The 21,927-nt window shown below is 37.8% G+C and carries 22 protein-coding genes and 1 pseudogene; 19 read left to right on the forward strand and 4 right to left on the reverse strand.

Going from position 1 to position 21,927, the window contains the following annotated elements:
* The first annotated feature begins 236 nt into the window (after positions 1-236).
* The 10 genes from JL53_RS02160 (at position 237) to JL53_RS02205 (ending at position 9,964) form a co-directional block, all read left to right on the forward strand.
* Positions 237-1,757 carry a flavocytochrome c gene (locus JL53_RS02160; RefSeq protein WP_038406618.1) on the forward strand — a complete coding sequence of 507 codons (1,521 nt, stop codon included), beginning with the start codon at positions 237-239 and terminating at the stop codon, positions 1,755-1,757.
* Between the two features lie 235 nt (positions 1,758-1,992).
* Positions 1,993-3,009, forward strand: coding sequence for an oxidoreductase (locus JL53_RS02165; protein ID WP_003718457.1), 1,017 nt, complete (start codon positions 1,993-1,995; stop codon positions 3,007-3,009).
* 631 nt (positions 3,010-3,640) lie between these two features.
* Complete coding sequence (locus JL53_RS02170; RefSeq protein WP_038406619.1) at positions 3,641-4,318, forward strand: hypothetical protein; 678 nt, start codon at positions 3,641-3,643, stop codon at positions 4,316-4,318.
* Between the two features lie 331 nt (positions 4,319-4,649).
* Positions 4,650-5,096, forward strand: a complete 447-nt coding sequence (locus JL53_RS02175) for a PTS sugar transporter subunit IIA (protein WP_038406620.1) — start codon at positions 4,650-4,652, stop codon at positions 5,094-5,096.
* Positions 5,097-5,109: 13 nt separating this feature from the next.
* Positions 5,110-6,504, forward strand: coding sequence for a PTS fructose transporter subunit IIC (locus JL53_RS02180; RefSeq protein ID WP_038406621.1), 1,395 nt, complete (start codon positions 5,110-5,112; stop codon positions 6,502-6,504).
* Entirely contained in the window at positions 6,504-7,364 is an 861-nt protein-coding gene (locus tag JL53_RS02185; RefSeq protein ID WP_038406623.1) for a ketose-bisphosphate aldolase, read from the forward strand. Before JL53_RS02180 ends, JL53_RS02185 begins: the two co-directional genes overlap by 1 nt.
* Before the next feature lie 55 nt (positions 7,365-7,419).
* Positions 7,420-8,190, forward strand: coding sequence for a DeoR/GlpR family DNA-binding transcription regulator (locus tag JL53_RS02190; protein WP_038406624.1), 771 nt, complete (start codon positions 7,420-7,422; stop codon positions 8,188-8,190).
* 89 nt (positions 8,191-8,279) lie between these two features.
* Positions 8,280-8,789: an NUDIX hydrolase gene (locus JL53_RS02195; protein ID WP_038406626.1), complete on the forward strand. Its 510-nt coding sequence runs from the start codon at positions 8,280-8,282 to the stop codon at positions 8,787-8,789.
* A gap of 97 nt (positions 8,790-8,886) precedes the next feature.
* The gene (locus tag JL53_RS02200) at positions 8,887-9,606 is read left to right on the forward strand and encodes a YebC/PmpR family DNA-binding transcriptional regulator (protein WP_003718467.1); all 720 of its coding nucleotides are present in this window, start codon (positions 8,887-8,889) and stop codon (positions 9,604-9,606) included.
* 25 nt (positions 9,607-9,631) lie between these two features.
* Complete coding sequence (locus JL53_RS02205; protein ID WP_003718468.1) at positions 9,632-9,964, forward strand: zinc ribbon domain-containing protein YjdM; 333 nt, start codon at positions 9,632-9,634, stop codon at positions 9,962-9,964.
* A gap of 45 nt (positions 9,965-10,009) precedes the next feature.
* Here JL53_RS02205 and JL53_RS02210 read toward each other — a convergent pair whose 3' ends face one another.
* Positions 10,010-10,723: a GntR family transcriptional regulator gene (locus JL53_RS02210; protein WP_038406627.1), complete on the reverse strand. Its 714-nt coding sequence runs from the start codon at positions 10,721-10,723 to the stop codon at positions 10,010-10,012.
* 156 nt (positions 10,724-10,879) lie between these two features.
* Between JL53_RS02210 and JL53_RS02215 the strand changes: the two are divergent.
* The 4 genes and pseudogenes from JL53_RS02215 (at position 10,880) to JL53_RS02230 (ending at position 14,254) form a co-directional block, all read left to right on the forward strand.
* Positions 10,880-12,347 (forward strand): annotated as a pseudogene (locus JL53_RS02215) (glycoside hydrolase family 1 protein).
* On the forward strand, positions 12,316-13,650 hold the full coding sequence (locus JL53_RS02220) for a PTS sugar transporter subunit IIC (protein ID WP_003718472.1): 1,335 nt from the start codon (positions 12,316-12,318) through the stop codon (positions 13,648-13,650). Before JL53_RS02215 ends, JL53_RS02220 begins: the two are co-directional and overlap by 32 nt.
* A 17-nt stretch (positions 13,651-13,667) precedes the next feature.
* Positions 13,668-13,970 (forward strand): PTS sugar transporter subunit IIB, encoded by a 303-nt coding sequence (locus JL53_RS02225; RefSeq protein ID WP_003718473.1) that lies wholly within the window; start codon positions 13,668-13,670, stop codon positions 13,968-13,970.
* A gap of 89 nt (positions 13,971-14,059) precedes the next feature.
* Positions 14,060-14,254 (forward strand): hypothetical protein, encoded by a 195-nt coding sequence (locus JL53_RS02230; RefSeq protein WP_003718474.1) that lies wholly within the window; start codon positions 14,060-14,062, stop codon positions 14,252-14,254.
* Positions 14,255-14,295: 41 nt separating this feature from the next.
* On the opposite strand, the gene JL53_RS02235 is transcribed toward JL53_RS02230, so the two are convergent.
* Positions 14,296-15,216: a helix-turn-helix transcriptional regulator gene (locus tag JL53_RS02235; RefSeq protein WP_038406629.1), complete on the reverse strand. Its 921-nt coding sequence runs from the start codon at positions 15,214-15,216 to the stop codon at positions 14,296-14,298.
* Positions 15,217-15,318: 102 nt separating this feature from the next.
* On the opposite strand from JL53_RS02235, the gene JL53_RS02240 reads away from it, so the two are divergent.
* Positions 15,319-15,735: a GyrI-like domain-containing protein gene (locus tag JL53_RS02240; protein ID WP_003718476.1), complete on the forward strand. Its 417-nt coding sequence runs from the start codon at positions 15,319-15,321 to the stop codon at positions 15,733-15,735.
* Between the two features lie 48 nt (positions 15,736-15,783).
* On the opposite strand, the gene JL53_RS02245 is transcribed toward JL53_RS02240, so the two are convergent.
* Together JL53_RS02245 and JL53_RS02250 are read right to left on the reverse strand one after the other, a co-directional pair.
* Positions 15,784-16,191 carry a hypothetical protein gene (locus tag JL53_RS02245; protein WP_038406630.1) on the reverse strand — a complete coding sequence of 136 codons (408 nt, stop codon included), beginning with the start codon at positions 16,189-16,191 and terminating at the stop codon, positions 15,784-15,786.
* A 2-nt stretch (positions 16,192-16,193) separates the two neighbouring features.
* Positions 16,194-16,397 (reverse strand): helix-turn-helix transcriptional regulator, encoded by a 204-nt coding sequence (locus tag JL53_RS02250; RefSeq protein WP_038406631.1) that lies wholly within the window; start codon positions 16,395-16,397, stop codon positions 16,194-16,196.
* A 282-nt stretch (positions 16,398-16,679) separates the two neighbouring features.
* Here JL53_RS02250 and iolA point away from each other — a divergent pair, with 282 nt between their 5' ends.
* The 4 genes from iolA to iolD are packed head-to-tail and all read left to right on the forward strand — an operon-like array spanning position 16,680 to position 21,893.
* The gene (iolA, locus tag JL53_RS02255) at positions 16,680-18,146 is read left to right on the forward strand and encodes a methylmalonate-semialdehyde dehydrogenase (protein ID WP_038406632.1); all 1,467 of its coding nucleotides are present in this window, start codon (positions 16,680-16,682) and stop codon (positions 18,144-18,146) included.
* A gap of 12 nt (positions 18,147-18,158) precedes the next feature.
* The gene (gene iolB, locus JL53_RS02260) at positions 18,159-18,971 is read left to right on the forward strand and encodes a 5-deoxy-glucuronate isomerase (protein WP_003718496.1); all 813 of its coding nucleotides are present in this window, start codon (positions 18,159-18,161) and stop codon (positions 18,969-18,971) included.
* Positions 18,972-18,986: 15 nt separating this feature from the next.
* Positions 18,987-19,964 carry a 5-dehydro-2-deoxygluconokinase gene (iolC, locus tag JL53_RS02265; protein ID WP_038406633.1) on the forward strand — a complete coding sequence of 326 codons (978 nt, stop codon included), beginning with the start codon at positions 18,987-18,989 and terminating at the stop codon, positions 19,962-19,964.
* Positions 19,965-19,976: 12 nt separating this feature from the next.
* Positions 19,977-21,893 carry a 3D-(3,5/4)-trihydroxycyclohexane-1,2-dione acylhydrolase (decyclizing) gene (gene iolD, locus JL53_RS02270; protein ID WP_038406634.1) on the forward strand — a complete coding sequence of 639 codons (1,917 nt, stop codon included), beginning with the start codon at positions 19,977-19,979 and terminating at the stop codon, positions 21,891-21,893.
* Positions 21,894-21,927 lie beyond the last annotated feature (34 nt).

The raw sequence follows: 21,927 nt of genomic DNA on the forward strand, positions 1-21,927 counted from the left end.
GGCGAGGCTCCTTTAATATTTGATGTTGTTATTATATCACTTTGTTGAATTAATGAGGAGTAGTTACTGAGAAGATTTGTTATTTTTAAAAGAAGTCTGTAAATTCCTCTTTTTCTTACTTTAACAAATCCTTCTGATGACCTATAAAGATGTCTCTGTTAATGCTATAATATGTTAATATAATCACAAACTATTGAGGCAAGGAGAATTTTTACCAAAAAAGTGGAGGTACAAAAATGAAAAAAAGGTTATCAATAACACTTATCTTGCTACTATCACTTGCATTAGTCATCGCAGGCTGTGGTAGCAACAACACAAGTAAAAGCGACAAGACTGAAACAAAAGACAAAGAGAAAACAGAAGTAACATCAGGGGCGTCAAAAACGAGTTACACAGATCCATCAGAATTAAAAGAAGAATATGATATCGTCATAGTTGGTGCAGCAGGAGCAGGCTTATCCGCAGCACTAGAAGCAAAAGCTAAAGGGATGAATCCAGTAATTCTTGAAAAAATGCCACAAGCAGGCGGAAATACATTGAAAGCCTCTTCTGGTATGAATGCATCTGAAACTAAATTCCAAAAAGAAGAAGGAATTAATGATAGTAACGATAAATTTTACGAAGAAACCTTAGCTGGCGGCCATGGTACAAATGATAAAGAAATGCTACGTTTCTTCGTCGACAACTCCGCAAGCGCAATTGACTGGCTAGATTCCATGGATATTAAATTAAATAACCTAACAATCACTGGGGGAATGAGCGTAAAACGAACTCATCGTCCTGAAGATGGCTCCGCAGTTGGTAAATACCTAGTAGATGGTTTATTAAAAAATGTCCAAGAAGAAGAAATTCCAGTATTTGTAAATGCCGATGTAAAAGAAATTACCCAAAAAGACGGAAAAGTAACCGGAGTAAAGTTGCGTCTTAATAATAAAGAAGATAAAACAATTAGTTCTGATGCCGTTGTTGTTACAACTGGTGGCTACGGAGCAAATAAAGAATTAATTGAAAAAGAACGTCCTGACTTAAAAGGATATGTCACAACCAACCAAGCAGGAAGTACTGGTGATGGTATCAAAATGATTGAAAAACTTGGTGGCACAACCGTGGATATGGATCAAATTCAAGTCCACCCAACAGTGCAACAAGAGAAATCTTATCTGATTGGTGAAGCTGTACGTGGTGAGGGAGCCATTTTAGTTTCACAAGAAGGAAAACGTTTTGGGAATGAATTAGATACACGCGATAATGTGACAGCTTCCATCAACAAACTACCTGAAAAATCAGCTTACCTTATATTTGATTCGGGAGTAAAAGATCGTGTAAAAGCAATTGCTCAATATGATGAAATGGGCTTTGTTGAAGAAGGCGCAACTATTGATGAGTTAGCTAGCAAAATCAATGTTCCAAAAGAAGAACTTACAAAAACGTTAGATACTTGGAATGCTAGCGTGAAAAACAAAAATGACGAAGCATTTGGCAGAACTACAGGAATGGAAAACGACTTGTCCAAAGCGCCATACTATGCAATCAAAATCGGACCAGGAATTCACTACACAATGGGTGGCGTGAAAATTAACACTAATACAGAAGTTTTAGATAAAGATGGTAAACCAATTACCGGATTGTTCGCTGCAGGGGAAGTAACAGGGGGCTTGCACGGAGAAAATCGTATCGGTGGTAACTCAGTAGCTGAAATCATTATTTTTGGTCGTCAAGCTGGCGATAAATCAGCTGAATTTGTAAAAGAACAATAATAATTCCTGAGCAATAGTTTGTGATTAGAAAAGCTTGCGGAGCCACTTTTTAATAAGTGTTTTCGCAGGCTTTTTAGTTGCTAGAATTTGTTTGCGGTAAAGGATTTATAGTATTATGAGTAAGTGAGGATGAATCGGCTAAAGTCGAAAAAAGTACATATCCGAATGATCATTGGCAGTTCCCACACAACAGTCATAGCCTTTGCCACTTGTTAAAATAAAAGGAGGAACCATTATGTTGAAAATGGGTTTTATTGGTAATGGGAAAAGCACCAACAGATACCATCTGCCATTTATTCTAGAACGCGAAAATATCCAAGTGAAGACGATTTATAATCGCAATCCAAAAACTGCCACTTGGGACAAAATTGAAGGAGTACATTACACTACAGATTTAGAGGAGCTTTTGACAGACCCAGAAATCAAGTTAATCACGATTTCTACCACACAAAGTTCCCATTTTGAATATGCTAAAAAGGTGTTAGAAAATGGCAAAAACGTCCTAGTTGAAAAACCATTTATGATGACGTATGCAGAAGCGAAAGAAATTTTTGAACTAGCAAAAGAGCGCGGTTTAATGGTTCAATGCTATCAAAATCGCCGCTTTGACTCTGACTTTTTAACGGCTCAAAAAGTGATTGAAAGCGGAAAACTAGGCGAACTTTTGGAAGTGGAAATGCATTACGATTATTTCCGACCAGAAATTCCTGAATCTGTCCATGAATTTAAGTTTTATGATAGTTACTTATACGGTCACGGTTGCCATACCATCGACCAAGTACTTTCTTACTTCGGAAAACCAGACGATATTCATTATGATGTTCGTCAATTACTCGGAAAAGGCCGAATGAACGACTATTTTGACCTTGATTTTTATTACGGAATTACCAAAGTCTCCGTAAAATCAAGCTATTTCCGAATTAAGGCTCGTCCAAGCTTTGTTTTGTATGGTAAAAAAGGAATGTTCACGAAAGAAACAAAAGATCGCCAAGAAGAACATCTAAAACTATTTTATATGCCGAGTCATAAAGATTTTGGAATTGATTTACCAGAGCATTACGGCACATTAACTTATGTGGATGATGCGGGAGTATGGCATGAGGAGAAAGTCATTTCCGAAGTGGGCGATTATGGTCGTGTGTACGATGATCTCTATGAAGCCATTATAAATGGAAAACCGAAGCAAGTAACAGACGAAGAAACGCTACTGCAAATGGAAATTTTGGAAAAAGGCGTCGAAGCTTGTAAATAAGGAAAAATGCCGCGAGAGAATCTTGCGGTATTTTTTTGTGGTGATAGTTATAAAAAAGCTCCCAAGATTGTTCAAACCGCTCATTGTCAACTAGATACTTGGAAAAAATAGATTCCAAAGTTTCTGGGAGGAGATTCAGAAATGAATGCATTTGTATAAATATAATCTTATATGCAGCAGAGTTTTAAATATAAACATAAATAAGTGAACTATTTAACTTTTTGATGACAATTTTAGTAAGTAATGTATACTAATGTGAATAATTACTCAAGCTGTGTGTTTTTTAAGAAAAACGGTGCAAAATATTCAAATCGTGGTGGAAAATATAATAAATTCGGGCAAATTCTGTCGTTCATGACGAGAATCGGACATTTCATTACATTTTTAGTTATACATTTGGTTTACGTGTTATACTTTTTTTGTAATTAACTATAAGTGAAAGGAGGTTAAGAATTGAAGGCAAAATGGATATTTTATCCAATCATTATCATGTTAATGATCATTTTAAGTGTTACGTATCTTATGAATATGATTTCGGACATGGTATTGTCAATTTGTTCGGTGTTTTTAATTTTATCACTTATCCTATTTAGAAATGCTACAAAAAATCATACATCTAGGAGGAAATAAAATGAAAAAAATGTTTGTATCCGTTATTGTATGTGCATTGATGGTTTCTATGGTTACTCCGATGAATTCAAAAGCTAGCAACAAGCATGAAGTAGTATATTCGGATACTAATGTTTTAATAAAGCAAAGTGATGATAATAGTTTTACATTTCTGGATAAAGAAACTAAGGTGGAAAGTAATGTTGAAATAGATACTCAGGATAAAAAAGCAGAAATAATGGAAGAAAATGGTCAAATAACTGAAGTAGAGTATAATCAAAAACAAGCTGGTAATACAATTAAATCTAATATTGTAGCTGGTGGCGAAAATGTTGGAACAATCACTGTAACTGAGGAAAAGGAAACACAGCCTAAATTATTGAGAGCAAGTTCTAGTGGTGCAATGAAGTACGTAACAACTAGGCATGTAACTGCTACTATGATTAAAGTCAACAGACTCAGTACTCAGATGGTTGTGATAGGTTTGAGTTTCTTAAAAATAAAAGGCATAGCAGGTTACATGGGAGGAATTTCTGCATACGGGGCTGTTCATGATTTCTTGAATAAAACAGCATACTTAACAATAAAACAATATGCGAATAAATGGCAATATAGAAATGATGCCTATGTTTATAAAGATAAAAAAAGAACAAAACTATTAAAAAAACAAACAGGGACACCACAAAGACATTTTTCTTAACATCAATTGAATGAAAGTATAAAAATAGTGAAAAAGAAATAAAAACTTACATTTGCGCAAATTATGCAGATGTAAGTTTTTATTTTGTGTGTGCGTGACAATAGTTAATTGGAGAAACTGTTTATGGGAGAACCATTCAAAATGTATAAATAATCTCAATTAAAAGATTTTAAACCTGCATTTGAATGATTTCGTTCAAATAAACATCCAAAATTAGCCTTAAAATGAACAATTTGCATAATTAGCGCATTTTGTTGAATGATTTCGTTCAACGTGATATAGTGTAATCAAATGAGGGAAGCGCTTACTTCGTTAAGAGAGGATGTAGAGGATGGACATATCAAATTTGATAAATGAAAGTCGGATTATTTTTGATACTAGTATTCAAACCAAGCAATTATTATTTGAAAAAGTAGCGAATGTACTAGGTGAAGAAGGGGCTATAACGAATCAAAAGAAATTTATACGTGACTTGTATAAACGAGAAGAGGAAACTTCGACAGGAATTGAGTCTGGATTTGGTATTCCTCATACAAAGAGTAAATATGTGAAAGAACCTTTGATTGTTTTTGTTCATTCGGATGTTATGACCGATTATTTTGGACTAGATGATGCACCAATTGAATGCAGTTTTATTATTGGAGTCCCAAAAAAGGCAGCAGACACACATTTAGAAATATTAAGTAACCTTTCAAGGAAATTAATGAATGACGAATTTATTGAAAAGTTAAAAAAATCAAAAAACGAACAAGAGATTATGACAATTTTATCAGAATAGGGAGGCGTTTTACATGAAAATAGTTGGTGTTACAGCTTGTCCCACTGGCATTGCTCATACGTACATGTCTGCTGAAAAGTTAACTAAAACAGCAGAAGACCTTGGTTATGAAGTGAAAATAGAGACTCAAGGAGCAAAAGTTGAAAATGTTCTAACGAAAGAAGATATTGCATCAGCTGATTATGTTATTTTAGCGGTTGATAAAGAAATTGATACAGCTAGATTTGCTGGAAAGAAAGTAAAAAGAGTATCTACTTCTAGAGCAATTAAAGAAGCAGATGTCATAATTAAGGAAGTCATTGCAGAAAAAGGACTAATAAATTATTCAGCAGAAAGCAGTTTAAGTAATTCTGAACAGCCACCAAAAGCAAGTCTTTATAATCATTTTATGAATGGTGTTAACTATATGCTACCATTTGTTATCGCGGGTGGAATACTAATCGCAATTAGTTTTGCTTTCGGTATTGATGCTGCCAATCCAGATTCTGCTTCCTATAATGCAATTGCAGCAGCGTTTTCTAAAATAGGTGGAGATACCGCATTTGCATTAATGGTTCCAGCACTTGCTGCCGGAATTTCCGTATCAGTCGCAGGGAGGGCTGGTTTTGCTCCTGGACTTGTTGCCGGAACACTTGCAACAGCTGGAGGATCTGGTTTTCTTGGCGGAATGATTGGTGGTATTTTGGCAGGTTATGTAGCTCACTTCTTTGCTAATAAAGTGAATGTTACAAAATCACTTGCTTCTATTTATCAGTTGATTGTTGTACCACTTCTAGCTATTACAATAGTTGGTTTGGCGATGGTATTTGTTATTGATACACCAATTGCTTGGGTGCTAGATGCGCTTACAAGTTGGCTAAATGGTCTTGGTGAAACATCTGGTGTTTTATTTGGACTTCTTATTGGAGTGATGATGGCAGCAGATATGGGTGGACCTATAAATAAATCTATCTCTACTTTCTCCATCGGGCTTATGACGGCCGGGGTTACAGCACCAATTGCCGCATGTATGGCAGCAGGTATGGTTCCACCACTTGGTCTAGCACTTGCAACGCTACTTTTTAGAAATAAATTTACAACAGAAGAAAAAACAGCAGGAAATTCTTGTTGGGTATTAGGGGCATCATACATTACGGAAGGGGCTATCCCGTTCGCAGTCGCAGATCCACTTCGAGTTATCCCTAGTCTTATGTTAGGCTCAGCAACAGCAGCAGCTATTTCGATGGGTGCGGGAGTAACTTCACTTGCTCCACATGGTGGCATTTGGGTAATGTTCATTCCTAATGTTATTGACCATCTATTTATGTATATTATTGCAATCGTAGCAGGAACAATCGTGACTGCAGTTTCAGTAGGATTATTAAAAACACCAGTAAATAAACGAAAAAATAAAGGGGAGATGCTATAATGTTATATACAATGAAAGATTTATTAAAAGTAGGAAAAGAACATCAATTTGCGGTACCAGCATTTAATATCTGTAGTTTTGATATGTTAAAAGCAGTAATGGAACAAGTAGAAGAAAGTAATGCACCCGTTATTATTGAAATCCATCCCGATGAGATTGCTTATCTTGGTGATAATTTTGTCGCGACGGTACGTGAATACGCGCTTAGAAGTAAAGTTCCTGTTGTAATTCATATGGATCACGGTGGAACCATTCAAGATGTTATGCGAGCAATTAGAAACGGCTATACATCAGTTATGATTGATGCTTCTAGAGCGGACTACGAAGATAATATTGCGTTAACAAAAGAAGTGGTCTCTCTTGCGCATAAAGTAGGCGTATCTGTAGAAGCCGAACTGGGGACAATTGGTAATAATGGGTCTGCTGAAGGTGGGGCGGATACAATTGTTTATACTGACCCAGATCAAGCAGAAGATTTTGTGAAAAGAACAGGTATCGACACTCTAGCAGTTGCGATTGGAACGGCACATGGTCTCTATCCTAAAGATAAAAAGCCGGAACTCAACATGCCGCTTTTAAAAGAATTGAATAAACGGTTGGATATTCCTTTTGTACTTCACGGGGGGTCAGGAAATCCGGATAAAGAAGTAAGCGAATCCGTCCAGTATGGCGTTAGGAAAGTAAATCTTAGCTCGGATCTGAAAAGTGTCTTTTTTGAGGAAATTCGTCAAGTGCTCATTAAAAATCCTGAAATGTATGAACCGAACCAAGTGTATCCGTCCGCAAACGAAAAAGTAAAAGAAGTAGTGAGACATAAATTAAACATTTTAAATACAGTCGGACAAGCAGATAAATACTAATTGCAAGGGCGAAAGTGCTTATTGGAGCACTTTTGCCCTTTGAGGAGTGAAAAACATGTTAAGTACAGCGAAAGAGCGCCAACTGAAAATAGTTAACCGCTTAAAAGTAGAACAATTTATGCGGATTATTGATTTGGTGGAACTAGTTAATTATAGTGAAGCAACAGTGAAGCGCGATTTAGTAGAGCTTGAGAAAGAAGGGCTCGTGAGGCGAACTAGAGGCGGGGCAATGATTATTGATAACAAAAAAATTGATTTGCCTTACTTGATGAAAATGAACGAGCGAAGTAATGAAACAAACAAAATAAGGATTGCTGATATTGCCAAATCACTTATTCGTGATGATATGGTGATTTTCTTAGACTCTAGCTCGACATCGCTGTATTTAATTGATGTTTTAAGTAAATTTGAAGGATTGCAGATTATTACTAATGGTGTAATGACTGCCTCGATGTTATCAGAATTCACTAGTGCACGAGTTAGTATTTTAGGCGGATCGATTTTAACAAAGCGTTACACGGTCAATGGAGCAAAAGCATATAATGATGCACTTACGTATAATGCAGATATTGCTTTTGTTTCTTGTCGCGGAGTAGATTATGATACTGGAGCAACTGAAACCCATGAAGGAGAAGCCTTAATTAAGCAAGCTTTCAGGCGTCAGTCTAGCGAGCTCGTTTTACTTGTAACCGAAGAAAAAGTCGGGCATAAATTTATGCATCAAAGCTTAGCGTGCCATGATATAGATTATTTAATTACTGATTTTAAATTAGATGCTGAAGTCGAAAAACAGTTTAAAGCTCATCAAATTACTTGTTTGTATTAACTACTTATATAGAAAAATTACTTTAGTCTAAGGTTTTCGTGCCTTAGACTTTTTTGATACAATAATACTGAACAAAAGGAGGCATTTGCATGGAAAAGTGGGACTTATACGATAATCAGCGCCAAATAACGGGTAAAACGCACATTCGCGGGGAAAAAATGCAGCCAGGCGAGCTTCATTTGGTTATTCATGTGTGTATTTTTAACGAAAAAAATCAATTACTCATCCAAAAGCGCCAAAAAGATAAAGAGTCTTGGCCAGGATATTGGGATTTATCTGCCGCAGGTTCAGCATTAAAAGGTGAAACGAGTCAACAAGCAGCCGAACGAGAAGTCCAAGAAGAACTAGGAATCAAACTAGATTTAAGTAAGGCGCGCGCTAAATTCAGTTTTCATTTTGACTATGGTTTCGATGATTACTGGTTCGTTACAACAAACATCAAACTGAGTGACTTAAAATTACAACAAGAAGAAGTAGCGGACGCTCGATTTGTGACGAAAGAAGAACTCGAAAATTTAAGCGCCACTGGTGAAATGATTCCGTATTTCTTTTTAGACAAGCTTTTTGACCTGAAAAATGCCACAAGTAGTCACTTTTAATAAATATAACTAAAATTCCACTTAACAAATCACGTGCTTACACTTATAATAGTACAGAGACAAGAGAAAAACTCCAATTCAGAAAGAGAGTGGTAATATGGGCCGTAAATGGGCAAATATTAAAGAGAAAAAAGCGTCAAAAGATAAAACAAATAGTCGTATCTATGCAAAATTTGGTATTGAAATATATGTAGCGGCTAAATCAGGCGACCCAGATCCACATTCCAACCAAAAATTACGCTTTGTTATCGAACGTGCAAAAACATACAATGTACCAAAACATATTATTGATCGTGCTATCGAAAAAGCAAAAGGAACTGGCGACGAAACGTATTCCGAACTACGCTATGAAGGCTTTGGTCCAAATGGTTCGATGATTATTGTCGATGCGTTAACAAATAATGTAAACCGAACTGCCTCTGATGTACGTGCTGCTTATAGTAAAAATGGTGGTAATATGGGCGTTAGTGGCTCCGTTGCTTATATGTTTGATAATACCGCGATTTTCGGTGTGGAAGGTAAAGACGCCGACGAACTGCTTGAACTTTTAATGGAAGCAGATATTGATGTTCGTGATATTTCAGATGAAGATGGACAAGCGATTGTTTATGCGGAACCAGAAGATTTCCACAAAGTTCAAGAAGGATTAAAAGCGGCGGGAATGGAAGAATTTACAGTAGCTGAAATCGAAATGATCCCTCAAAACGACATTCAATTAGCAGGAGAGGATTTAGAAAAATTCGAGAAACTAATTGATGCTTTAGAAGACCTAGAAGACGTTCAAAAAGTATATCATAATGTCGAATTAGAAGATTAAAACAACAATCGGAGGAACAAGCAAAATGCCAAAATTACCAAATTGCCCAGAATGTAATTCAGAATATGCTTACGAAGACCGCGGACTCCTAATCTGCCCAGAATGCGGGCATGAATGGAGTGCAGTAGCAGAAACGCAAGAAGAGAAAGTATTCAAAGATTCTAACGGTAACATCCTTACAGATGGCGATTCCGTTACTGTCATCAAAGACTTAAAAGTAAAAGGCGCATCAAACCCAATTAAAATGGGAACCAAAGTAAAAAATATCCGCCTAGTTGACGGCGACCATGATATTGATTGTAAGATTGATGGTTTTGGTCCAATGAAACTGAAATCAGAATTTGTGAAGAAGATATAGCAGAAAAACAGCGATTCTCAATAATTTGGGAGTCGCTGTTTTTTATTAATTCTGCACAAAAACCGTCTCAAACACAAACGATTCATACGTATGTCGCGTAATCGAATATTCAAAAACACGCCCGTCCTCCAAATGAGCGAGTTTCTCAATTTCCATCATAAAGGTAGGTTCTTCCAACTCGAGCAACTTGCTATCCTCTTGGTTCGATTTATCACCTCGAACCCAAACATGCGCACTCTGCATTTTTAATTTCAAATCTTCTCGAATATAGTTATAAATCGAGTCTTCTAAGTGGCGTGGTTCTAGTCCTGGAATAATCGCTAGTGGCATATAGGTGTGTTCAATCGAATATGCTTTATGACCAACCTCCCTCATCCGAATTATTCGGTAAATATAGTCATCTTGCATTTCTAGTTTTTCGGCTACTTCCTTTGAAGGCTTTTCAATCGAGAATAAAATAACTTTTGACTTAATATTGTCTTTTCCAAAGGTATTTACAAGCCCAGCCATCGGTCCGAGAGCTAATTCGCCGCCGTTTGTCGAGTGAGATTTCACGAAAGTACCAGCCCCGCGACGCCTAATAATCATCCCTTCTTGAACAAGCATATCCAGTGCTTTTTTGACGGTAAGCTTACTGCAACCATATTCACGAGCCAACGTATCTCCATCCGGTAATTTTTCATTAATCGTATATTTATTTTGGTTAATTTTATCACGGATATCTATGTATATTTCCATGTATTTAGCCATTCCCGACATTTTATTGGCTCCTTTTCTCATGTAATAAAGATAGTATATCATATACTTTTGATAAAAGGTATCTCTATAACTAAAAGTATATATCTTTTTTTAAAAGTATTGTTTTTTAAATAAATGTATGCTATATTTATTTTGACAAAAGGGAGGCCATAAAACATGAAAGAATTATTAACATTTCCAAAAGACTTCTGGTGGGGCTCTGCATGGTCTGCAGAACAAGCAGAAGGCCGCGGCGACACTGGAAAAGCAAAGACTGTTTGGGAGCATTGGTTTGAAACAGAACCGAATCGCTTTTACGAAGGTATAGGATCAGAAGTTACAACCGATCATTTTAATCGCTTCAAAGAAGATGTGCAGTGGATGAAGAAAACAGGACATAACTCGTTCCGGATTTCGATTTCATGGGCGCGGATGTTTCCTAGTGACGGCGTTGGAGAAGTAAACCCAAAGGCAATTGCATTTTATCGTGATTTACTTACTGAAATGAATGAAAACGGTATCAAACCATTTGCGAACTTATATCATTTCGATATGCCAGTTGCACTTCAAGATGCGGGTGGTTGGGAATCAAGGGAAGTCGTTGATGCCTATGTTCATTTTGCAGATACTTGTTTTAAAGAATTTGGCGATTTAGTTTACCACTGGTTTACGTTCAATGAGCCACTTGGACCAATTCTTGGTGGTTATTTAGAAGATTTCCATTATCCGAATCAAATTGATTTCAAACGAGGGGCACAAGCTGGTTTTAATACTATTTTAGCCCATGCCCTAGCGATTAAAGCATTCAAAAAATTAAATTTAACTTCGAAAATAGGTGTGATTTTAAATCTTAGTCCTACTTATCCGCGTAGCCAAAATGCATATGATCTAGAAGCTGCAGAAATCTGTGATGCTTTTTATACGAGAAGTTTCCTAGATCCAATGGTTAAAGGGACTTTCCCAGCAAAATTAGTTGAAATCATGCGCGAATATGACCAAATGCCGGAATATACAGAAGCTGATTTGGTTACCATTAAAGAAAATACGGCACAAATTCTTGGTTTGAATTATTATGAACCGCGACGTGTTAAAGCTCGTCTTACTGCTATCAATGAGAAGAGCCCATTTTTACCGGATTGGTTTTTTGAACCACATAATATGCCTGGCAAACGAATGAATATTTATCGCGGTTGGGAAATTTATGAACGTGGTATTTATGATTTATGTATAGATATTCGTGATAATTACGGTAATATCGAATCCTTTATTTCCGAAAATGGGATGGGTGTTGCGAGTGAAGAACGCTTCCTAAATGCAGAAGGTCAAATTGAAGATGATTACCGGATTGAGTTTGTCAAAGATCACCTAGCATACGTACATCAAGCGATCCAAGAAGGTTGTGATATTAAGGGTTATCACTTATGGACATTTATTGATTGCTGGTCATGGATTAATGCGTATAAAAATCGTTACGGGTTAGTTTCGCTAGATGTAAAAACTGGCAAGCGGACGATGAAAAAAAGTGGCGAGTTTTATAAAAAAATGAGTGATGCTAATGGCTTTGAGTATGAAACAAGCAAGATTGTAGGGACTAAAAAGGGAGGAAATAACTGATGGCAGAGTCGAAAAAAAAGTCGATTGTTAATGGGTTTATTAATGTAGCACAAAAGCTCGGGGGACAGATTCATTTGCGTTCCTTGCGTGATGCTTTTGCGAGTATTATGCCATTTATGATTTTGGCTGGTTTTGTAACGCTAATCAATTATGTTATTTTAGAACCAACTGGCTTTATGGGCAAGATTGTTAACCCTGACACACTCAGAACCTGGCAAGAAATCGGGATCTCGATTGGGAACGGAACGCTAAGTGTTATTACGTTACTTGTAACTGTCGCAATTTCGTACCACTTATGTTTAAACCGTGGCTATAAAAATGTGATTGCCCCAATTTTAGTTGCTCTATCTTCTTTCATTGTGGTGACACCGATTGCGACAACCTTTCTTCCAGAAGGAGCAACTAAATCCATCGAAGTTCCAAATGTTATCCCTGTTAGCTATACTGGTGCAGCTGGCATGTTCGTCGGAATTATCGTTGGCTTGATTGCAACGGATTTATTCATTAAACTATCCAAAAACAAACGGATGCAAATCAATTTAACCGGAAATATTCCACCAGCTGTGATTAAGTCATTTAATGTATTAATTCCAATTATGATTACGGTGATTATTTTCTCGGTTGTATCATTCGCGGTCAACCAAATTTTCAGCATGGACTTTAATACGTTAGTAACGACAATTATTACGAAACCACTTAGTTATGTAACGACAAGTCTGCCAGGATTCTTGCTTATTACTTCTATCGCCAATCTATTCTTTGGTTTAGGTATTCACCAAGCCGTTATTTCTGGACCGTTACTAGATCCGTTTTTACTACAAAATATGCAAGAAAACATGGTTGCCTATGCGAATCATCAAGAAATCCCCCATATTATCAACATGGCATTTAAAGACACTTTTGCTGTTATGGGTGGATCAGGAAATACGATTGGCTTATTAATTGCTATTTTCATCTTTGGGAAACGAAAAGACTATAAAGATATTTCCAAATTGTCTGCGGCGCCTTCTCTTTTCAACATTAGTGAACCAATTATCTTTGGACTACCAATCGTTTTCAATCCGTTACTAATTATTCCATTTGTACTTGCACCGATTTTCTCACTAACAACAGCGTATTATGCGACCGCAGCTGGTTGGATTAATCATGTCGTTGTGCAAACCCCATGGACGACACCGCCTATTATTTCAGGTTTCCTGGCAACTGGTGGAGACTGGCGAGCGTCTGTTTTACAAATAATTATCATTGTAGTGACCGTCTTTATCTATCTACCGTTCTTGCGCATGGATGAAAAAGTCGCATTTGCTACAGCACAAAAAGCAGAAGAAAAATAAGAGAGGAAGTTTAACTCATGAAAAATATTTTATTAGTATGTAACGCTGGTATGTCAACAAGTTTCTTAGTAGAAAAAATGAAAACAGCCGGAACAGAACAAGGAATTGAAGCGAATATTTGGGCTGTATCCGACGCCGAATTACACGAAAACTGGGAAAAAGCAGATGTCATTTTACTTGGCCCTCAAGTTGGCTATTTAAAAGGAAACACCGAAAAAGTAGTCGGTGGAAAAATTCCTGTCGAAGTAATCAATATGCTTGATTACGGACGTGTGAACGGGGCAGCTGTTCTTGACCGTGCAATGGAATTAATTGGTTAAGAAATTGCAAAAGGAGTGTGACGTCATGTCGCACTCCTTTTTTATCGAGCTAGAAAGTGTTATAATATGTGAAAAGGAGCGGAATTACGATGAAATATGTAAAATCACAAATGAAAGAGCTTGTAAAAGATAGCGTGGATCTTCAAGAACGCCTTCAAAAGCTAATGAAAGAAATGGATTTAGAAAAAAGTTTCGCTTTAAAAGCACTTTATCATTCAGAAGTAGCTGATGGCGGGCATTACCAAACAGCTTATCAAGATTTGGATTATAAATATAAAGATTAACCAACTAATGGCTCTGCTAAAAAATTTTAGCAGAGCCATTTTTATAGATATTTTCCTTGGATTTCGTTTAAGTAAGCAACAAAATTAGCATAAAAGTCATCACGATTTTGAATGGTTACATGCGTTCCTAGCTGCAAAATAAAGCGATAACCAGCCTCGTGATCAGGCAGCGTTACTTTTGCAAAAAAGTGTTCAGCGTCATGTCGTTTAATTTCTACCAAATTAAAACGCTCAACGATTTGTTCGCGGGCGATTTTGTCAACAATAAGCGAGACTTCATGCATTAAAAAGTGGGGCTGTGAGGGAATGGGGCCAATAGGTTTAACAGCAAATGGACGGGCTTCAAAAGTCTCTGCCAGCACGCTAAACTCAACAATTCGCGATAGTTTAAAAGTTCGAAAGTCGCTGCGCTCCAAACTGTAACCTTGCAAATACCAAGAACGATTCCTAAAAAGGAGGTGATAAGGCTCTGTTTTCCGGATAGTTTGATTCCCGCTTCGGTCAATATAGCAGAGTTCTACAAGTTGGCGTTTTTTAATCGCTAAGTATAGTTTTTCCACTTGGGAATTTGAATCACTTTTTGTAGTTAAATTGGAGAAATCTACCGAAATAGAACTTGCAAAAGATTCGCTTGTCGGGTCGAGCATATTTTTCATTTTCTGCAAAGTTTTCTTTGTTTCGATGGAAGAAAGGAGCTGTTCCATGCCATCCAAGCTGGTAATAATGGCCTGCAAATCTTCTGTTGTCAGGAGCTTCTTATCGACTTTGTAGGTTGGCATAATCCCAATACCGCCTTTTGTTCCTGCAATCGTGTAAATCGGGATATTTGCCATCGATAACGTGTCAATGTCGCGGAAAATAGTTCGCTTAGAAACTTCGAACATTTCCGCCATTTCAGAAGCACTGACTAATTCTCGCTGTAAAAGTAGCATAATAATACCAATAAGCCGCTCGATTTTCATTTTTGTTCTCCTTTATTTTCGAATGATGACAGACAGTTGTCATCATTTACGTGTTATAGTTACATCATATCAAAGTTAAGTAACTTTTTGGAGGGAAATATTATGGCATTTGAAATTGTTGAATTAAAAGCAGAAACATTTACTGGAACTAAATCCGAAATCCCTGAATTTGATCCACAAAAAGGTTTTGGACCAATGAGTGAAATTAAAGAATCTGCCTTTACAAAATTTGCAAAAAATGAGAAAGACTACGTAGGCATTAATGCAAGCCTTGATGGTTTACAATATTATATCGTTGCAAGTGTGGATGGCACAGGCGATACAACTTTTAGCGTCCCAGCAGGAAAATACGCTAAATTCGTAACGAGCGAAACAGACCGCCCAGCACTTGACGGCTTCATCGGTGGAGCATACGGCGAAGTTAGCCAGAGCAGTGACGTTGCAATTGCTGGTTCATTTAACTTGGAAGATCTCAGAGAAGCAGACTTTACGATTTATATTCCAGTTGTAGCAAAATAAGGAAAAACACCCCAGCGCCAAATTGATTTTTGGTGTCGGGGTGTTTTTTTATGCTTTTCTTTGGATAATTTCTAAACAAAACATATAGAAAAAGCAGATGACAATATAACCAATAGCAAGACTTGAAAGCGATACTTGTACCTTTTTTTGGGTACTTAAAACAGTCAAAAGTATTGGTACTAATATGGCTGATATGATAATAAAGTAAAATGAAAATGTATTTCTATTTCTAAAATATCTCTCATCTTTTTCTGACTTCTCTTTTTTATATTGTTTCTCAAAGGTTTCTTTAAAAATGAAAATGGAGAAGAATACTCCGATTGCAACTATAACGAATAAGTCCAAAAGACTATTTTCCGTAAGAGGTTGCTCTCCATTTGCAATAGGCATAATTAAAAAAGCAGATACTGTTATTAAAATCATACTAACTATTCTCATAAGTCGATACTTGCTCATCCCTACTCCTTCTCTAGCTGAAATATCTCTTCTACCGCTAACTCAAAATACTTAGCTATCTTCAAACTAAGCTCTAGACTTGGATTATATTTCCCTTTTTCGATTGCGTGAATGGTCTGCCTTGAAACCTCTAATATCGAAGCTAAATCATTTTGCGCAATCCCTCTTTCTTCGCGTAACGTTTTAACTCGATTTATAACTTTCAAATAATCACCACCTAGCAAGGATATCTTTACAAACAGTTTAAAATAAAACGAGAGAAATGTAAAGCCAACTTTACTTGTTTTCCCAAAAAAGTTTCGAGTAGATATTTAAAGTTGATTTTATTCATCCATTTATCACACATACTCACAATCTTATTTGTTATGACTTTTTATGGTTAAGTGAGTGACAAAAATTAAATTGACTAGCCAAAATTATTGCCTTAAGATGAGTGTATAAGCGACTTTCGGTTAAGTTGTGAGTAATGGAAGTGGAGGGATAGATAGATGACAAAAGTACGGAAATTGAAGAACTATGTGAATGGCGAATGGGTATCGAGTAAGACGGGAAAATATGAAGATGTCATTAATCCGGCAACTGGAGAAGTGTTGTGCCAAGTACCGATTTCTACACGTGCGGAACTAGATGAAGCAGCAGAGATTTCCGAAAAAGCCTTTGGAAAATGGAGTCAGATGGCTGTACCGAGACGAGCTCGAGTTCTATTTTCATTCCAACAGTTGCTCATTCAACATAAAGAAGAATTAGCTAGATTGATTACTTTAGAAAACGGAAAAAATTTATCAGAAGCGCGAGGGGAAGTTCAGCGTGGAATTGAAAATGTGGAGTTTGCAGCTGGAGCACCGACACTGATGATGGGGGATTCGCTGGCATCGATTGCAACCGATGTAGAAGCAGCAAATTATCGTTATCCAGTTGGTGTTGTTGGTGGAATTACGCCATTTAACTTCCCAATGATGGTACCTTGTTGGATGTTTCCGATGGCAATCGCGCTTGGAAATACGTTCATTTTGAAGCCTTCCGAACGAACACCACTATTAATGGAGAAGTTAGTCGGACTCTTTTCTGAAGCAGGACTTCCAAAAGGAGTTTTCAATGTCGTTTACGGTGCGCATGATGTCGTGAATGGTATTTTAGAAAGCGATAAAATTAAAGCGGTTTCTTTTGTCGGATCAAAACCAGTCGGCGAATACGTTTATAAAACAGGGAATGCAAATTTGAAACGAGTGCAAGCTCTAACTGGCGCGAAAAACCATACGATAGTTTTAAATGACGCCGACCTTGAAGACACTGTGACCAATGTTATTTCCGCGGCGTTTGGGTCTGCAGGAGAGCGCTGTATGGCGTGCGCAGTTGTAACCGTAGAGGAAGGAATTGCCGACGAATTTTTGGAAGCGCTTCGAATTGCTGCGCGAAATGTGAAAATCGGTAACGGATTAGATGACGGTGTATTCCTCGGCCCTGTCATACGCGAAGAAAATCAAAAACGGACGCTCGCTTACATCGAAAAAGGTATAGCAGAGGGCGCGAAGTTAACTGTAGATGGTCGCGAAACCGAAATTTCGGAGGGGTATTTTGTGGGTCCAACGATTTTAGAAGAAGTGACAACCGATATGACCGTTTGGAAAGAAGAAATTTTTGCACCAGTATTGTCGGTTATTCGCGTGAAAAACTTGCAAGAAGCAGTGGAAATTGCGAATAAATCTGAATTTGCAAACGGCGCTTGTATTTTCACTAATAATGCCAAAGCCATTCGCTACTTTAGAGAAAAAATAGATGCCGGAATGCTTGGTGTGAATTTGGGTGTACCAGCGCCAATGGCATTTTTCCCGTTCTCGGGTTGGAAATCATCGTTTTATGGAACACTGCATGCGAACGGCAAAGATAGCGTAGATTTTTATACACATAAAAAAGTTGTAACCGCTAGATATTCGTTAAAAGGCTACGAAGAATAGGAGGATGAGACAATGACACAACTTTTGCGAAAACCGATGAATAACACTATCATGTCTGGTGTGAAGTTGATTCATGATATAAATGAACCATTGAGATATGTAGGATTTCGAATGATAGAACTAGAACAAGATGCTTTATATGAAGAACAACTTGCTGAATTAGAATGCTGTGCGGTCATCCTTACTGGAAAAGTGACAATCAACGAAGGCGGAAATACCTTCGCCCAAATTGGCACCCGAAATAGTGTTTTTGAAAAAATTCCAACTGATAGTGTCTATATTTCAGGTGGTAAAAGCTTTTCTATTAGAGGAATCTCCGAGAAAGCATGTGTGGCACTTTGTTATGCGCCAGTCACTCAAAAATTACCAACAACTCTCATTCAAGCAAGTGATAATTTCATTGAGCATCGCGGTAAATACCAAAATAAACGACTCGTACACAATATCCTTCCTGATACGAGCGAAATTGCGACTAGTTTGCTTGTTGTTGAAGTCTATACTGATGGAGGAAATTTTTCGAGCTATCCACCGCACAAACACGATCAAGACAATTTACCCGCGGAATCACTTTTGGAAGAAAGCTATTATCATGAAATCAACCCACAACAAGGTTTTGTATTTCAGCGAGTTTATACGGATGACCGTGTGCTTGATGAAACAATGGCAGTGGAACATGGGAATGCAGTCATTGTCCCAGCAGGATATCATCCAGTCGGAGTTCCAGATGGCTATGATTCCTACTATTTAAACGTAATGGCTGGACCAAAGCGTATCTGGAAATTTCACAATGACCCGGACCACGAATGGATTTTAGATAGAGATTAAAAGGAGGATGTTAGCATGGATTTAAACAAACATAGCGAACGGAAATTGGACTTAATTACAGTAGGGCGTGCTTGTATCGATTTAAATGCCATAGAATACAATCGACCAATGGAAGAAACGATGACTTTTTCAAAATATGTAGGTGGTTCTCCAGCTAATATTGCAATTGGAACGGCAAAACTTGGACTAAAAGTAGGTTTTATCGGTAAAATTTCTGATGATCAACACGGATGTTATATCGAAAAATATATGCATGATTTGACGATTAATACTGATGGTATAGTAAAAGATACAGAAGGACGCAAAGTTGGTCTAGCTTTTACGGAAATCAAAAGCCCAGACGAGTGCAATATTTTAATGTATCGCGAGAATGTGGCAGACCTGTATTTAGAACCAGCTGAAGTTTCTGAGAATTATATTAAAGATGCGCGTTTACTACTCGTATCTGGAACTGCCTTAGCGCAAAGTCCATCACGAGAGGCGGTCTTAAAAGCAGTAAGTCTAGCACGGAAAAATGAAGTCGTAGTAGCTTTTGAACTGGATTATCGGCCTTATACATGGAACAACGAAGCAGAAACAGCGGTATATTATTCGCTCGTCGCTGAGCAGTCTGACATCATTATTGGAACGCGCGACGAATTCGATCGGATGGAAAACCAAGCTGGTGGTAACAATCAAACAACGAAAAACAATTTATTCCAACATCAAGCAGAAATTGTCGTGATTAAGCATGGAGTAGACGGATCTTTCGCCTATACAAAAGCAGGTGAAACTTTCCAAACAAAAGCGTATAAAACAAAAGTTCTAAAAACATTTGGCGCAGGTGATTCTTACGCATCCGCTTTTTTATATGGCTTATTTAATGGTGACAGTATCGACACAGCACTTAAATATGGAAGTGCAGCGGCATCTATTGTGGTTAGTAAGCATAGTTCATCGGATGCAATGCCAAAAAGTGATGAAATTAAAGCACTCATTGCGCAAGCGGAATAGGAGGAGATTAGCGTGACTGAAAAAACAATTCGACTAACTACCGCACAAGCTTTGGTGAAATTTTTAAATCAGCAGTTTATTGAGGTGGACGGGGAATCAGCACCATTTGTGGATGGGATTTTCACGTTATTTGGACATGGGAATGTAGTTGGAATTGGGCAAGCCTTGGAAGAAAATCCAGGTCATTTAAAAGTGTATCAAGGAAAAAATGAGCAAGGTATGGCGCACGCGGCAATCGCCTATGCAAAACAAAATAATCGGCAACGAATCTTCGCGTGTTCCACGTCAGCCGGACCTGGTTCCGCTAACTTAATTACAGCTGCTGGAACCGCACTTGCAAACAATTTACCGGTATTATTCTTACCAGCTGACACATTTGCAACTAGACAGCCCGACCCAGTACTGCAACAGCTAGAACATGAGTCGAGCTTAGCGATAACAACAAACGATGGATTCCAAGCAGTCTCCAGATACTTTGACCGGGTGCAACGACCAGAACAGCTCATGAGTGCCTTGATACGCGCTTTTGAAGTAATGACGAACCCAGCAAGCGCAGGTCCTGCAACAATTTGCATCGCACAAGATACAGAAGGAGAAGCGTTCGATTATCCAGCGGCTTTTTTCCAAAAAAGAGTGCATTATTTAAACCGGCAAATACCAACAGAGCGAGAACTGACAGAAGCGGCTAGAATCATTGCAAAAAGCAAGAAACCAGTCATCATCGTCGGAGGTGGCGCACGTTATTCCGGAGCACGAACAGAACTAACTACGCTATCTGAGCAATGCAACATTCCCCTCGTCGAAACGCATGCCGGGAAATCAACTGTTGAATTCGGATTTCCAAATAATCTAGGTGGCACCGGAATCTTAGGAACGCTTGCCGCTAATAAAGCAATCCATGATGCTGATCTAGTCATTGGCGTTGGTACTCGCTACACCGATTTCACAACTAGCTCTAAAACGGCATTTGATCCGGCAACCAAATTCCTAAATATCAATGTCAGCCGAATGCAAACATACAAACTAGATGCTTTCCAGGTTGTTGGGGATGCCAAAGCTACTTTACAAAAACTAACACCACTTTTAGTAGGCTACAAAACCGAATTTGGCGACACGATTACCACTTATAAAAACGAATGGCTCGTTGAAAGAAAGAGACTCAGTGATACTCAATTTACCAGAGATAATTTTAGTCCAGAAATCAAAAATCAATTTAATCAAGCCACCTTAAATGAATATGCAGACAACTTAAAGACTGAATTTACACAAACTGAAGCACTTATTACAATCAATGACACAGTGGCAGCTAATAGCATCGTCGTTTGTTCAGCAGGTTCACTACCAGGCGACTTACAACGACTCTGGAATCCAGCCGTGCCAAACACTTACCATCTAGAATACGGCTATTCCTGTATGGGTTACGAAATAAATGGAGCGCTGGGTGCAAAAATGGCCGCAGCAGACAAGCAAGAAGTATATGCTATTGTCGGTGATGGCAGCTTTTGCATGTCCCACTCCGAACTATTGACTTCTTTACAATATGGCGAAAAAATCAACATCATGCTATTCGACAATTCTGGGTTCGGTTGCATTAACAACCTCCAAATGGCAAATGGTAGCGATAGTTTTTTCTGTGAATTCCGCGATAGCAATAACCAAATCATGCAAGTCGATTACGCTAAAATTGCAGAAGGCTACGGTGCAAAAGTATACCGCGCCAACACAAAACCGGATTTAATTGCCGCACTTAAAGATGCAAAAACACAAACAAAAACTACTTTAATAGAAATGAAAGTGCTACCGAAAACAATGTCAGAAGGCTATCTTAACTGGTGGAACGTGGGAGTTTCCGAAGTTTCAAACAAAGAAAGCATTCAACAAGCATACAAATCAAAACAAGAAAAACTTAAAAATGCACGATTATATTGAGTCAAATAAAAACAAGTCCAAACGAAGGACTTGT

Source organism: Listeria ivanovii subsp. londoniensis (assembly GCF_000763495.1).
Taxonomy (GTDB): domain Bacteria; phylum Bacillota; class Bacilli; order Lactobacillales; family Listeriaceae; genus Listeria; species Listeria londoniensis.

Coding starts and splice junctions, on each gene's coding strand:
- JL53_RS02160 (WP_038406618.1), top strand. CDS start 237: ATGAAAAAAAGGTTATCAATAACACTTATCTTGCTACTATCACTTGCA.
- JL53_RS02165 (WP_003718457.1), top strand. CDS start 1,993: ATGTTGAAAATGGGTTTTATTGGTAATGGGAAAAGCACCAACAGATAC.
- JL53_RS02170 (WP_038406619.1), top strand. CDS start 3,641: ATGAAAAAAATGTTTGTATCCGTTATTGTATGTGCATTGATGGTTTCT.
- JL53_RS02175 (WP_038406620.1), top strand. CDS start 4,650: ATGGACATATCAAATTTGATAAATGAAAGTCGGATTATTTTTGATACT.
- JL53_RS02180 (WP_038406621.1), top strand. CDS start 5,110: ATGAAAATAGTTGGTGTTACAGCTTGTCCCACTGGCATTGCTCATACG.
- JL53_RS02185 (WP_038406623.1), top strand. CDS start 6,504: ATGTTATATACAATGAAAGATTTATTAAAAGTAGGAAAAGAACATCAA.
- JL53_RS02190 (WP_038406624.1), top strand. CDS start 7,420: ATGTTAAGTACAGCGAAAGAGCGCCAACTGAAAATAGTTAACCGCTTA.
- JL53_RS02195 (WP_038406626.1), top strand. CDS start 8,280: ATGGAAAAGTGGGACTTATACGATAATCAGCGCCAAATAACGGGTAAA.
- JL53_RS02200 (WP_003718467.1), top strand. CDS start 8,887: ATGGGCCGTAAATGGGCAAATATTAAAGAGAAAAAAGCGTCAAAAGAT.
- JL53_RS02205 (WP_003718468.1), top strand. CDS start 9,632: ATGCCAAAATTACCAAATTGCCCAGAATGTAATTCAGAATATGCTTAC.
- JL53_RS02210 (WP_038406627.1), bottom strand. CDS start 10,723: ATGTCGGGAATGGCTAAATACATGGAAATATACATAGATATCCGTGAT.
- JL53_RS02220 (WP_003718472.1), top strand. CDS start 12,316: ATGGCAGAGTCGAAAAAAAAGTCGATTGTTAATGGGTTTATTAATGTA.
- JL53_RS02225 (WP_003718473.1), top strand. CDS start 13,668: ATGAAAAATATTTTATTAGTATGTAACGCTGGTATGTCAACAAGTTTC.
- JL53_RS02230 (WP_003718474.1), top strand. CDS start 14,060: ATGAAATATGTAAAATCACAAATGAAAGAGCTTGTAAAAGATAGCGTG.
- JL53_RS02235 (WP_038406629.1), bottom strand. CDS start 15,216: ATGAAAATCGAGCGGCTTATTGGTATTATTATGCTACTTTTACAGCGA.
- JL53_RS02240 (WP_003718476.1), top strand. CDS start 15,319: ATGGCATTTGAAATTGTTGAATTAAAAGCAGAAACATTTACTGGAACT.
- JL53_RS02245 (WP_038406630.1), bottom strand. CDS start 16,191: ATGAGCAAGTATCGACTTATGAGAATAGTTAGTATGATTTTAATAACA.
- iolA (WP_038406632.1), top strand. CDS start 16,680: ATGACAAAAGTACGGAAATTGAAGAACTATGTGAATGGCGAATGGGTA.
- iolB (WP_003718496.1), top strand. CDS start 18,159: ATGACACAACTTTTGCGAAAACCGATGAATAACACTATCATGTCTGGT.
- iolC (WP_038406633.1), top strand. CDS start 18,987: ATGGATTTAAACAAACATAGCGAACGGAAATTGGACTTAATTACAGTA.